The sequence below is a fragment of the Parasegetibacter sp. NRK P23 genome (genome assembly GCF_023721715.1).
In the GTDB taxonomy this organism is placed as follows: domain Bacteria; phylum Bacteroidota; class Bacteroidia; order Chitinophagales; family Chitinophagaceae; genus Parasegetibacter.
Genome location: NZ_JAMDLG010000001.1, coordinates 1,985,966 through 1,999,312 on the forward strand (window position 1 = coordinate 1,985,966; position 13,347 = coordinate 1,999,312).

Here is a 13,347-nt window from a genome sequence, read left to right on the forward strand (position 1 = left end):
TGATTGTTTCAGGTTTACCATGCGCCTGTCTTTTTCCTGTATTTTCCGTGCATCTCAACTGCTACGGCAACAGGATCACCCTGAACGGTCACGGGATAATCTTTGCGCTGGTTCACCCAGTTCCATTCCCATTTTTTAATGGAGGCTGTAAAGGTATCCATAGCTGGATCAGTTGATGTCCAACGGGAAAGCAGGTGCGCGAAAAATTGTTTCCAGCGCGGTTGGTAGAAGTCGTTGATGAGACCGCTCCATTGCCGGCACGCGTATTCGTTCAGCGGACAGTTCTCATCGCCCCAAAGGGTGATCAGGTCCTTCGCGTTGAATTCATACAACGATTTTTCCTTTTCAGTTTTTCCATGCGCCCTTGCAGCGGCAACCCAGGGGCCGAGCATGAATTCCTTGCGGGTGGCGAGTAGTTTGTCCATGTCCGCCATGAGTGCGAGAAAGTTTTTTGTGTGCAGTTGGAACGCGGCTTTGTCTTTGTTCTTCCAGGCGGCGGCGATCTGTTGTTGTAACGGGAGTGCGAGATCCGCCAGTACCTGCCGGGTAAGGTCCACCAGATCGTATTGGAAGCCGCTGCTTTTTTTGCAGGCGGGTGCGGCTTTCACCAGTTCATCCCAGGCGGGTAAAAGGTCGGTGGCTTTGTAATTCAGTCTGGTATTGGCCCAACGGGTCATGGAATCCAAAGTTGGCCTGGCCTGGATAATGGATTCCGCGCCATCCCGCTTGTACAGTTCCGGGTGCACGGTGTATGCTGTGGTTTTGAGTATTTCCCAGGCTTTTTCAGCATTTGTGTTCTTTACGCCATAGCGGTTGCGCACATATTTCGGCAGCCATTCCTCCAGTTGCACGGCATCGCTGCGCCAGGTATGCTCCATCATCAGTTCGTACATCACGGGGTTCTGTTCAATGCCTTCCATCGTGAGTCCTATCCCCTGCAGTTTGCCACTGGCGGGGTGTTGCAATGCTTTCGCGGGTTCTGTGGCCACCGTCTCCATCCTTCCGAACAAATTGGTATTGCCGCCGAAGTTGTGCAGCATGTTCCATATCCAGGGTTTGCCGTAAAACGCTTCGGTGCGTTTCCATACCGGTTCTATTTCCGTGGCCAGGTCAAGGATGATCATCTTATCGTTGGGTACAGCTTCCAGCAGGGCTTTGGTTTGCGGGTCCTTCCAGAATTTACGGTCGCTGTAAAACAACCAGCCCTGCATTACCCATACGGCTTCGGGATCAGCGGCGCGCATACCTTCGTACACTTTGGCGCTCAGGGCGGAGAGGAACTCCGGTTCATCACTGGGTGGTTCGTTCTCATTGAAAGTATCGGCGGAATACAAGTGATCGGTACCCAACAGTTCAGTCTGCTTCAGCAAAAACTTCTTCCCGATTTCCGCGAACATCGGATCATTGGCATCCAGGATATAGGTATCTTCAAAGCCATTGGTCCAGTTGGTGGCTTTCAGTTTGGCCTGCGGGAATTTTTCCCGGAACGCTTTGGGTACGTGTCCCGTAAACGCGGGCAAAACCGGCTTCATGCCGAGTTCCCGTTCCCGCTTCAATATCTTTTTCTGCAATTCAAATTTATCTTTCATCCAGCTCAATGGCAACGGGCCGCCCCAGCCATCCAGGTTGCCCATCCAGAACCAGGCGAAGTAAGAAGGTCCGCAGAAGAAATCCTTCAGTTCCTCATCGGTAAAACCCATCTCTTTGTACACCACGTACCAGGTATACTCTTCTCCTGTAATGGCGAGGGGCATATTGATGCCGTGCAGCGCCATCCAGTCTATTTCTTTTTCCCATCTTGCCCAGTCCCACCAGCTCATGCTGTAATTGAACGTGCAATAGTTGAGGTAATACCGGTATTGGTAAGGAGATGATTTGTGTATCTTTTCTTTTACGGAAGGAAGAACGGCGGGCAAATTAAGATTAGAGCCGTTCCATGTAATTTGCGCATGGCAGAAATTAGTGAGGTAATAGTACAACGCGGAAGAAACGGAACCCGCGTTGTTGCCACGCAGAACAATTTTATTCCCGCGACTTTCAATTTCAAAAGCATCTTTCCCGGGATCAGCCTTTATTTCCTCCACAATGAACTGCGCCGCGTGTTTCGGCACGGTACGTTGCACCAGTGCCAGGGCGGTGCCCTTGTTCAGCTGCGCATAAGAGTGAGCGGTAGTCAGCAGCAACAGGAAGCTCAAAAAAACATTCAATGTACACTTCATAATAAGTTCATTTTACCAGAACACGGTATATAAGGCGGCCAGTATGCCGCAGATAATGATGGAGCCAATAAGGAAGGCCGGGGAAACCCGGAACAGTTTCGTATCCATTTCAATGGAACTTTGGTGCGCGCTTTGCGGTTTCACCAGGCTCATGACCAACATAACGGCTACTACTATAAAAAAAGTGATCGTCATCCGGTCCAGGAAGGGATAATCGGGAAATGCGCCATTGGTCCATGAGGGCAGAAATTTGAGTATGGTGGAAACGGGTATCGTAATCACTGCACCCACGAGTGCGGCGGCAGCCGTGGTACGTTTCCAGAACATGCCCAATAAGAAGATGGCCAATACACCGGGCGAAAAGAAGCCCACATACTCCTGGATGAACTGGTAGGCCTGGTCGAGTGAACGGAGCGATGGCGCCACCAAGGCGGCGATGAGCATACAAACGATCACAGCCCACCTCCCGGTACGAACGAGTTTTTTCTCCGAAGCTTCCGCGTTGAAATATTTTTTGTAGATATCGAGGGAGAAGATCGTGGAAATGCTGTTCGCCTTTCCCGCCAGGGATGCCACCACAGCGGCCACCAATGCGGCGAAGGCCATGCCTTTTAATCCCGCGGGCAGCAGGTTCATCAACGTGGGATAAGCATGGTCGGGTTTGATGTTCCCGGCCGCGTCGCTCATCTCCTGCTGGAACATCCCGTTTTTGTGCAGCACATACATGGCGATGCCCGGCAATACCGCGATCAACGGCACCAATAATTTCAGAAAGGCGGCGAAGAGTATTCCGTTCCGCGCGGTTTTCAGGTCGGCGCCCAGTGTTCTTTGCACGATGTACTGGTTACAGCCCCAATAAGCCAGGTTATTGATGAGCATGCCACCGATCAGCACGGATAAGCCCGGGAGTTCTTTGTAATGTGGACTTGATTTGTCGAGGATCATGTGGAAATGTTCCGGCGCTTCTCTGCGCAATACACCCAGTGCCATCAGGATATCGCCATCGTAACCGAAGCGGTCGGCCAGCAAAGAAAGCGCAAGGTAGGTAGTAATCAATCCGCCGGTAATCAGCACCAGTACCTGTACCACATCGGTGTAACCGATCACTTTCATCCCGCCCAGGGTAACCACAATCGAGAATACACTCAGGAAAACCACCGCCGCGCCAAAACTTACCGGCGATACGGAAGAAATGGCCAACGCCCCGAGGTAAATGATGGAGGTGAGGTTGACGAAAACATATACCAGTAACCAGAAAACCGCCATAATCACACTCACCTTCTGGCTGTACCGCTGCAACAGGAACTGCGGCATGGTGTAAATGCGGTTCTTCAGGTACATCGGGATCAGGAATACCGCCACAATAATAAGCGTAGCCGCCGACATCCATTCGTAGGTGGAAATGGCCAGGCCGATGGCGAAACCGGAACCGCTCATGCCAATGAAATGTTCCGCGGAAATATTGGACGCGATCAGCGAAGCGCCGATGGCCCACCAGGTAAGCGCGCCTTCCGCCAGGAAATAATCCTTGGAGCTGTCTGAAGTTCTTTTCCGGTGGAAAATATAATAACCATACGCCGACACCCCGATGAAGTAAATCAGGAAAACGATATAATCCGCTGTTTGAAGTGTATGCATGTAAATGAATGGTGTTATAGGTTTTGAATACGCCGCAACATTACAATTTCACGAATAACTTCTTTTTGTACAAAAAATACATCCCAGCAAATTGCAGAACGGCCACACCGGTCCACAACAAAGCCGTGTACCATTCCGGTGGGAACTTACTGATGATGCCGCCAAAAAGTACTGTTGAAGTGGATTCAAAATTGATGAGTCCATGCGCCGCCATATAAATCAGGATGGAATTCATACCCATCCAGGTAAAAGGCGCGGCCCATCCTGAAATTCCAGCCACATCTATGATGTAATAAAAAAGCGCGAACAGCAACATGCTCCAGCCGCCCGCATATAAGGTGAAGGAACTGGTCCACATGTTTTTATTGATGGGAAAGAAAAGGCCCCATGCATAGCCTGCAACGACCAGCACCACGCCTGTAACGGCCAATGCTCCTGCCTTACGGGGGGGAACAAATGTGCTGTTTTTCAAAAAAGTTCCGGCGAATACGCCCAACAGCGCGGAGGCGATGGCGGGTATATTGGAAAGCAATCCTTCCGGGTCATATACTTTGCGGTGCAGTTTTCCGGGCAGCAGCTGCCGGTCGATGTACGCGGCGAAGTTGCCTTCCGGCGTTAATACCCCGGCGCCGAAGCCGGGAACAGGTATCCACGACAGCATGGCCCAATAGCCCAATAGCAGCCCGGCGAACCAAAGTATTTGTCCTTTCAGGGAGCAATACAACGTAATCAGCGCGGCGAAGAAACAACTGATGGCGATCCTGCCCAACACACTCGCGAAGCGTGTATGCTCATAGCCTTTCAATTGGAGCGCGCCATTGGCTACCATGCCGAGCAGCAAAAGGATGATGGTGCGTTTGAGTAAGGAACGGATGATCTTCCGGCGAACGGCGGCTTTGTCGTGACCGGCTTTCTCCAGTTGCTTGCCCATGGAATATGGCATACTAACACCCGCGATGAAAATAAAAAGGGGGAAAATCAGGTCGTAGAAGGTGAAGCCGTTCCATACCGTATGGTGCAATTGGTTGCTGATGCCCACGAATATTTTTTCGGTAAAGGAAAGCGCTTCCGTTGTTTGAATTTGCCAGTTGGAAGTGTCCTGTACAAGCCCATGCCGTTGTTTGATTACCGAGGCGATGCCGTGAAAAATGAATTCACCTGAAACGATCCAGAACATATCGAATCCCCGGAGCGCGTCCAGTGAACGGAGCCGGCCGGTGGGCGGAGTTGCCGAAATAGTAGTGTTTTGAACGCGATCCATGTGCACGTAATTTCCTGAATGCGATATTAAGTATACCTCCGCACAATTGCATCAACTGGTTTGGCTAAATACTTAATGATGTTGTTTTAAGAGGGGTACACGTTGTTGAGGACTGCTAATAAAAACTCCCGGGGAACGAGCCCCGGGAGCCACTCAACGATTGCTATAATGAAAAACTATTGCGGATAACCAGGGTTTTGTGCAAGTTTGGGGTTTTTAACAATCGCTCCTGTTGGTATAGGGAACAACCTGCGGTAAGTTTCATTGTTGGTTTTACTCAATCCCCAGGTGTTTTCAAACTTGCCGAAACGGATCATGTCGTTCCTGTGCCAGAGTTCCCATGACAGTTCGCGGCAACGTTCTGAATACAGAAATTCAAGGTTTACCGATGCGAGCGGAGCAGAAGTGGTACGTACTGCGCGCAGCATATTCACCAGGGAAAGCGCTGTGTGTCCGTTGGTAGGTGTACCGCCACGGAGGATGGCTTCAGCCTTCATCAGCACAATATCAGACAACCGGAATACAGGGTGGTCATTGTTTTGGTTCCTCGTGGTAGAGTTCGGATCGGCCTGGAACTTGATGTTACGGTAGCCGGTGTTCCATGCGATTTCATCCTTACCAAGATCATAGGACGTTGCGCCGAATCTTGTTCCGCTTCCCAACGGCGTAAGTGTGAGATGATAAGTATAGCTTCCCCCGGGATCGCCACCGGTGTAGAATTGATTGTAACCCAGGTTGGTGGTTTTCACCATAATCGGACTGCCGGTTCCCCAATACTGCGGGCCGGTGAGCCACTGATTGTTGCGGATATCGTTCGGGTCATTAAAATGTGCATAGTACTCATCCGTGGTGCAACGCGGGCCGCTAGGCCTGTTGTTTATGAGCCCATTACCGGTAGTCTGGTTCACGATAGGATCAACATTTGTACCGGGTGTGGAACCTGAATACCTGTATTTCATACCCAGGTTACGGTTCAGGTCGTAACGGGCATGCAGCAGGTAACCGTTAGAAGTGGATGGATCGAAAGGAATGGCGAAAATGAACTCTTTAAAGTTGGGTCCGTTTGTGGGACTAAACATATTAAAGTAGGAAGAGCGGGCCTCCAGCGCATATTGCGTTCCTCCTCCGGCGCCCATAACACTGTCGCAGGCGGCAATACATTCATTGTAGCGTGCCGTACCGGTGTACACTTCCGCATTCAGGTACATTTTCGCCAGCAATGCATAGGCCATGTAGCGGGTGGGTTTGCCGTAAGTAGCAACACCTGATGTTGTTTTGAGAAATGGGATGGAAGCTTTCAGCTCACTTTCCACATAGTTGAATACCTGCGCACGGGTAGCTCTTTCCTTCAATTCAATATCGCCGTACAATGTATCGAGCGGCACACCACCAAAGGCGTCCATCATGTAGAAGTAGAAAAGTGAACGCATGGTGCGCATCTCCGCGATACTGGTATTTTTAATGGCTCCTTCCTCCGCGTCTTTCAGCAGGTACAATACCTGGTTGGTGTTCCCGATCAGGTTGGTCAGGTAATACCATTCATAGTCTATATGTCCATGGTCTTTGTTCCAGGTATGGCGGTGCAGTTGTTCATAGCGGTTACCGTCCACCCAGTCGGTACCGTAAAAGGGCAGTACGGCCTCATCGGTAGAATGGCTGTTAATGAAGAAGTGGTTGGTGGTGAAGTCGTTTCTGAAAGTGGTATATACAGTCCCCATCAACGCGTTGAAATGCGCTTCTGTTTTGGGGAAAGTTTCAGAAGTAAGCTCCGTTGTGGCTTCCACATCCAGCTTATGACAGGAGGCTAAACCCGCTATGGCGGTCACCATCGTTATGTTTCGGATAATATTTTTCATTGCTTGTAATTGTTGAGTTATCAGAATGCTACGTTAACACCAAAGAGGATAGTTCTTGTTCTGGGGAAAAAGTTGTTGTAATCAATTCCCGGAGCGATGCCTCCCTGATTGATCTCAGGATCAATGCCGGAGTAGTTTGTAATGGTCAGCAGGTTGTTTCCTGTAACATAAACCCTCAGGCTGTTTACGCCCTCCACCGGCTTGCGGAAAGTATAGGCAAGCGTCGCGTTATCCAGGCGCACGTAATTGCCGCTTTCAATGTACCTGTTGGAGTAAAATGAATTCCTGTTGTCAACGCTTTTGTCTTCATTTGCACTCACCAGCAGGTTGTTTACTGATGCCGCTGTTACATAAGAGAGATCAGCTCTTGTAGCATTGAATATTTTCTGACCAAGTGCGGAACGGAAAAAGAAGTTCAGGTCGAAGTTCTTATACGAAAGATTGTTGTTCCAGCCGATCAGCAGTTTGGGCTGCGCATTGCCGGCATAGATGTAATCATCAGTAAGTGGCATCTGCGTACCGGAGGTTTTGCTGCCATCTTTTTTATAGAACTGGGAAATACCATTCTCATCTTTTCCGGCATAGTTCAGCGTAAAGAACTGTCCTATAGGATAACCCGTTTTCAGAATCTGAAGGGTAGAGCCTGACTGACCGGCACCTTCTGGAGAGGTATACCTGAGGGAGTCCGCATTGGTATAAATATTATCGAGGTTGACGATATTATTTTTGTTGTGCGCCAAATTCAGGATAGAGGTCCATTTAAAATCCTTTTGCTCCACAACAGCAGCGGTGAGCGAAAATTCAACACCCTGGTTTTCCAGTTTACCGCCATTCACGATGATGTATCCACCAGGCACAATTGATGCGGAAGCATTAACACCAAACAACATATTGGTCGTCTGCTTTTTGTACCAGTCCAGGGAACCTGTCACTCTTCTGTTGATAATCGAGAAATCGATACCCGCGTTGAAAGTGGACAGTTCTTCCCATTTCAGGTCGGGGTTATTGGCCTGCGCGGGAACGATGGCATTATCGAATACACCGCCATTGTAATAAGTGCCTCTTAAACCGTAGATCAACTGGCTGTTGTAAGCGCCGATACCCGCGGAGTTACCTGTAACGCCATAGCTCACGCGGAATTTAAGGTCATCGAACAACTGCTGGTTCTGCATAAAGTTCTCGTTAACAACGCGCCATGCGATAGAGCCGGATGGGAAATAACCCCAGCGGTTGTTGGCACCGAAGACAGAGCTTCCGTCACGACGAAGCGACGCCTGAAGAATATACTTACCCTGGTAATCGTAGTTCAAACGTCCGAAGTCGGAGATCAATCTTGTTTTGCTGTACACGCCGGTAGGTCCCGCGTCTATCCTGTAGTTTGAAATAGCATAGGGGTTACCGAGCGCGAGGTTCTGGTATCCGACAAAATCGTTCAGGAAATTGGTGGAAGAAGAACGGAAACCATCTCCGTTCACGTTCTGCTGGTAAGCATAACCGATCACCGCATTGATGTTATGGTCGCCGAATTTCCTGTTCCAGTTCAGGAAAGATTCCAGGGTGGTAAAGGAATTCTCATAAGAACTTCTGAACGCGGATCCGTTCACGCCAAAGAGAGAGCCAATCAGCACATGGGCAATACCGATACCCGGATCAGGGTTGTTGTAAAATCCTGATGTAGGATAACGGCCGTAATAGCTGCCGTAATACTGACCGTTCAGCGCATTGGTGGTTTGGTACGACACGCTGGTGTTGTATGTAAAGCCAAAAGGCAACTTCACTTCAGTGCTGAAGTTTGCCGTAAGCGCATTGTATTTGGTATCGTCCTGGGCGTTATCAATGATCGCCACTGGGTTGAAGTAACCGGGGATTGTCAGGTTTTCAAAATAGGTACCATCAGGGTTTTTAACGTTGTTCACGGGCAGGTGCTTGGCAGCCTGCAACAATGCTACGTTCTGCAACGGTGTGTAGTTACCGGTGCTTCTAGAGTTGGCCACATTCAGGCTAAACTTCACTTTATCCTTCAACGCGTATTGCTCCACGCTTAACCTGGCAATCATCCGGCGGAGCCGGCTTTTCAGCAGAATACCTTCTTTGTCGAGGTAGTTCAGGCTAGCGCTGTACGTGCTGTGTTCACCACCGCCGCTGAAGGAAATGTTGTGGTTATGGGCCACGGCACCGTTTCTTTGAATGGCTTTCTGCCAGTCGGTGTCAGCGCCCTGGTCATCAATGGGGTTGTAAGCGCTGTTGTTGGCGGCGAGGAAAGCACGGTGTTGCGCGGCATCCATCAGGTCGAGGCGGCTGCTCACTTTTTCCAGTCCCACATAACCATTGTATACGGTTTGCACAGCGCCTTTTTTACCTCTTTTCGTAGTAATCATGATCACACCATTCGCGGCCCTGTTACCATAGATGGCGGTAGCCGCGGCATCCTTCAGTACATCAATGGTAGCAATATCGTCAGGTGCCACAATAGAGATGTCCGCACCGGGCACACCGTCGATCACATAAAAGGGTCCGCCAGGACTGTTAATGGTAGATGCGCCACGCAAAATTACCGCTGCGGGACGGTTGGGGTCACCACTGGCCGTAATGTTCAGACCGGGCACCTTACCTTGCAGCAACTGGCCTACATCCGCGATAGCGCCGCGGTTCATGTCTTCGGGACGAACCGTGGTAATGGCGCTGGTGAGTGTTTTTTTGGACCCTTTACCATAACCGATCACCACCAGGTCGCCTAGGGTGGCGGCTGCTGTGGTGATGGTTACATTGTATGTTTCCTGGCTGGTTACAGGTACTTCTTTTGTTTCGTAAGAGATACCGCTGAATACGAGTACATCACCGGTTTTTGCGGCAATGGTGAAAGTTCCATCCTCTTTTGAGGCGGTGGAACTTCCGGTTCCTTTCACCGAAATGGTGATGCCTGGCACACCCTGGCCCTTATCGTCTACCACCTTTCCTTTTTTGGTGGCCTGGGCGAATAATAAGAACGGGGTGAGCAGGAAAATAAATGGAACCGACGCTTTTTTAGATGCGCACAGCATCGTCAGGAGCCTAAGCATAAGCAATCAATTTTAGTTTGTTTTATTGGTTTTAAGTGAGAAAACGCAAACGGAAAGTGTATCAGAATTTCAAGGTGGATGGAAGGTATTTGCCCACCAGGTCCTCATAATATCCTTTCAGTTTTTTCCAGTCAGGTGGCTCGGGACTTTTTGAGTATAGGTCGTAGGGGTTAAAAAGTTGTACCCATTTCAGCATCTGCCGGTCGTGGTCATCCAGGAGGTGCTCATAAGCGCCTTCCCTGTGCCAGGCATAGAAAGAATGGTAACGGAGCATGTAGAGGCCCTGCTCGGGCAGGTGGTCCTTCAGCATCTGGTAAACGTATTCATCGTGTCCCCACGACATGTGTACGTTCCGGAGGCCGCAACCGGGCTCATATACACCGTATTTAGTACTGTAAATTTCGTGATTATAATCGGGATTGTGTTTGAAAAATTCAGGGTACACTACTTTATCGGAATAGCCGCAACCAACAGGGAAGGTATCGCCTACCACGGCCCATTGTGGTTCACCGAACAGGCAAAGCACCTTACCCATATCGTGCATCAGTCCGGTAAGTACCATCCAGTCGGGATGCCCGTCTTTACGGATGGCTTCGGAAGCCTGGAGCAGGTGCTGCAACTGATCGAGGTCTGTGTCGGGATCAGAATCGTCCACCAGTTGGTTTAGGAAGTCGAACGCGTCCCAAATCGTCATCTCTTTTTTGTCGAACTTCAGGAAGTCGCTTCTTTTCTCCTGCACAAAATCGTAGGTCTGGTAAGTATGGTTCAGGCGGTAAAACTCCTTCACTGTGTCACGCACGGGTGCGTCATAGTTGCGGTACTCATCCGTTTTCTTCGCTGTGGCGATACTTTCGGGATCAGGGTAACGACGGAGCACATCGTCTTCCCATTCATCCAGGTTTTTTAAAGGGGTGGCCTCAATTTTATTGTCCATGATGTTTGTTTATGCTGAAAAGATGGAAAAGAAATACTGGTGTTGAAAATTCAGGAAACGGCGGTTGGTTTCCTATCCTCGAACCTGGGAGAAAGAATCATCCATATCATAGCGGGCAGTTGTTTTTTATTGGTGGCAATCGCTTAATTCGAAGGCTAAAGTGGAATTTTTTTTCAGAAGAAAAATCAAACCCATCCAGTTTATTTACGTAAACGTTTTCGTACATTTATTCAAAATCAACGAGATACATCAATTTAACACATGAATCACCCCGCAACTTTGAAAGATATCGCCGAACGACTTGGTGTATCTATCGCCACAGTTTCCCGTGCGCTAAAGGACAGCTATGAGATTGGTATCGCGACCAAAATCAGGGTGATGGAACTGGCGAAAGAACTCAATTACAGTCCAAACCCCTATGCCAGCAGCCTGCGTGGAAGGGTCAGCAAAACCATCGCGGTGGTACTGCCTGAAGTGGCCGACAGCTTTTTCTCCCAGGCCATCAACGGCATCGAATCGGTGGCGATCAACAAAGGGTATCACGTACTTATCTACCTTACGCATGAAAGTTTTGAAAGAGAAAAGGCTATCCTGGCCGAATTCAAAAGCGGTCGTGTAGATGGGATACTCATCTCCGTTAGTGAAGAAACCAGTTCCGGCCACCATGTGCAGGAAATCATTGATACAGGTGTGCCCGTTATTTTCTTCGACAGGGTTTGTGAAGATGTGGAAACATCCTGCATCACCACGAACGATTATGAGTGTGGGCTGAAGGCCGCGCAACACCTTGCTGAGCAGGGTTGCAACAGGATCGCCTACCTCTGCACATCCCCCGCCGTGCACATCAGCAAAAAAAGAATGGACGGATACCGGAAAGGACTGGAAGAAAACAACATCAGATTCAGGGATTCCGATATCGTATTGTGCGGCAGTAACCTGGACCAGAATTGCAGAACGATAGAAAATCTGCTGAAAAGAAAATACCATCCCAACGGACTCATCGCTTCCGTGGAAAAACTCACCACCCCCGTTTACCTCGCCTGTAAAAAACTGGGGCTATCCATACCCGATGACATCAAACTACTGAGTTTTACCAACCTTCAGGCTTCGCTCATATTAAGTCCTACCCTTACCACCATCGCGCAACCCGCGTTCGAAATGGGCGCCGCTGCGGCTACACAGCTTTTCAAAAGACTGGACAAGAAGAAACGCCAACCGGCCAACGAAAGGATCGTGCTTGAATCAACACTGATGGTCAGGGAATCCAGCAGCGTGGCTGCAAGGTGATACAAATACTGAACCGCATATGGAACGATAATAGGTAAGCTACACCTGGAAACATTTTTGCAAGGGACAGTTGAACGCGTGTGCAATGACATCTTATCCAATTGCGTATGCGCTTTATTTTGCAACAATGATGCAATTTGATAAAATATTGTATTTTTGTACACCAAACATCGCACATGGCAAAGGAAAATCAATTCGAAGTAATCATCGTTGGTGGCAGCTATGCCGGACTTTCCGCTGCCATGGCACTTGGCCGCTCCCTCAGGAAGGTACTGGTCATCGATAGCGGCCTACCCTGCAACAGGCAAACCCCGCATTCCCATAATTTCATTACTCAGGACGGTGAGGAACCAGCCGCCATCGCGGCTAAAGCACGCCTGCAGGTGCAGCAGTACACAACTGTGCAGTTTTTTCACGGTACCGCTATCAGTGGTAAAAAAACTGCACATGGGTTTGAAATCAGTACCGATAAAGGTGAGACTTTCTTTGCGCAAAAACTAATTTTTGCCACCGGGGTAAAAGACAATATGCCCGAACTGGAAGGATTCCCCGAATGCTGGGGTATATCCGTGATCCATTGCCCCTATTGCCATGGGTACGAAGTACGCCATGAAAAAACAGGCATTCTGTCTAATGGTGATGCCGCCTTACATTATGCACAACTGATCCGCAACTGGACGAATGATCTGACAATACTTACCAATGGCGCGGCAACGTTCACACCTGATCAACTTGAAAAACTCCACAAACACAATATTGCTATTGTTGAAAAAGAAATCAGTGCGCTGAAACATAGCTCGGGTTACCTCAACGCCGTTCTGTTCAAAGACGGCACGGCGTTTCCACTCAAAGCCATGTATTCCCGGCCGGCATTTGAGCAACACTGCCGTATACCCGAAATGCTCGGTTGTAAACTGAACGAATACGGCTACATTGAAATCAACCACCACCAGCAAACCAGTGTGGAGCATGTTTTCGCCTGCGGCGACAACACCTCCATGATGCGCTCCGTAGCCAACGCCGTGGCTGGTGGCAATATGGCGGGCGCTATGGTAAACAACGAATTAACGATGGCCGCTTTTTAACGTCTCAA

8 protein-coding genes are annotated in these 13,347 nt (G+C 49.4%); 2 read left to right on the forward strand and 6 right to left on the reverse strand.

The window, feature by feature from the left end; translation table 11 throughout:
• Positions 1–14: 14 nt before the first annotated feature.
• The 6 genes from M4J38_RS08080 to M4J38_RS08105 form a co-directional block, all read right to left on the reverse strand.
• Entirely contained in the window at positions 15–2,219 is a 2,205-nt protein-coding gene (locus tag M4J38_RS08080) for an alpha-N-acetylglucosaminidase (RefSeq protein ID WP_251759041.1), read from the reverse strand.
• 12 nt (positions 2,220–2,231) lie between these two features.
• A complete protein-coding gene (locus M4J38_RS08085) occupies positions 2,232–3,857 on the reverse strand; it encodes a sodium/solute symporter (protein WP_251759042.1) in 1,626 nt (541 codons plus the stop codon).
• Between the two features lie 40 nt (positions 3,858–3,897).
• The gene (locus tag M4J38_RS08090; RefSeq protein ID WP_251759043.1) at positions 3,898–5,118 is read right to left on the reverse strand and encodes an acyltransferase family protein; all 1,221 of its coding nucleotides are present in this window, start codon (positions 5,116–5,118) and stop codon (positions 3,898–3,900) included.
• A 176-nt stretch (positions 5,119–5,294) separates the two neighbouring features.
• Positions 5,295–6,974: a RagB/SusD family nutrient uptake outer membrane protein gene (locus tag M4J38_RS08095; RefSeq protein ID WP_251759044.1), complete on the reverse strand. Its 1,680-nt coding sequence runs from the start codon at positions 6,972–6,974 to the stop codon at positions 5,295–5,297.
• Positions 6,975–6,994: 20 nt separating this feature from the next.
• Complete coding sequence (locus M4J38_RS08100) at positions 6,995–10,033, reverse strand: SusC/RagA family TonB-linked outer membrane protein (protein WP_251759045.1); 3,039 nt, start codon at positions 10,031–10,033, stop codon at positions 6,995–6,997.
• Between the two features lie 61 nt (positions 10,034–10,094).
• Entirely contained in the window at positions 10,095–10,967 is an 873-nt protein-coding gene (locus tag M4J38_RS08105; RefSeq protein WP_251759046.1) for an inositol oxygenase, read from the reverse strand.
• A gap of 261 nt (positions 10,968–11,228) precedes the next feature.
• Between M4J38_RS08105 and M4J38_RS08110 the strand changes: the two genes are divergently transcribed.
• Complete coding sequence (locus M4J38_RS08110) at positions 11,229–12,254, forward strand: LacI family DNA-binding transcriptional regulator (protein WP_251759047.1); 1,026 nt, start codon at positions 11,229–11,231, stop codon at positions 12,252–12,254.
• Positions 12,255–12,430: 176 nt separating this feature from the next.
• A complete protein-coding gene (locus tag M4J38_RS08115) occupies positions 12,431–13,339 on the forward strand; it encodes an NAD(P)/FAD-dependent oxidoreductase (RefSeq protein WP_251759048.1) in 909 nt (302 codons plus the stop codon).
• Positions 13,340–13,347 lie beyond the last annotated feature (8 nt).

Bases quoted from the DNA above. Each gene is read 5' to 3' on its own strand.
- M4J38_RS08085 (WP_251759042.1), bottom strand. From the start codon at position 3,857: ATGCATACACTTCAAACAGCGGATTATATCGTTTTCCTGATTTACTTC.
- M4J38_RS08105 (WP_251759046.1), bottom strand. From the start codon at position 10,967: ATGGACAATAAAATTGAGGCCACCCCTTTAAAAAACCTGGATGAATGG.
- M4J38_RS08100 (WP_251759045.1), bottom strand. From the start codon at position 10,033: ATGCTTAGGCTCCTGACGATGCTGTGCGCATCTAAAAAAGCGTCGGTT.
- M4J38_RS08090 (WP_251759043.1), bottom strand. From the start codon at position 5,118: ATGGATCGCGTTCAAAACACTACTATTTCGGCAACTCCGCCCACCGGC.
- M4J38_RS08080 (WP_251759041.1), bottom strand. From the start codon at position 2,219: ATGAAGTGTACATTGAATGTTTTTTTGAGCTTCCTGTTGCTGCTGACT.
- M4J38_RS08115 (WP_251759048.1), top strand. From the start codon at position 12,431: ATGGCAAAGGAAAATCAATTCGAAGTAATCATCGTTGGTGGCAGCTAT.
- M4J38_RS08095 (WP_251759044.1), bottom strand. From the start codon at position 6,974: ATGAAAAATATTATCCGAAACATAACGATGGTGACCGCCATAGCGGGT.
- M4J38_RS08110 (WP_251759047.1), top strand. From the start codon at position 11,229: ATGAATCACCCCGCAACTTTGAAAGATATCGCCGAACGACTTGGTGTA.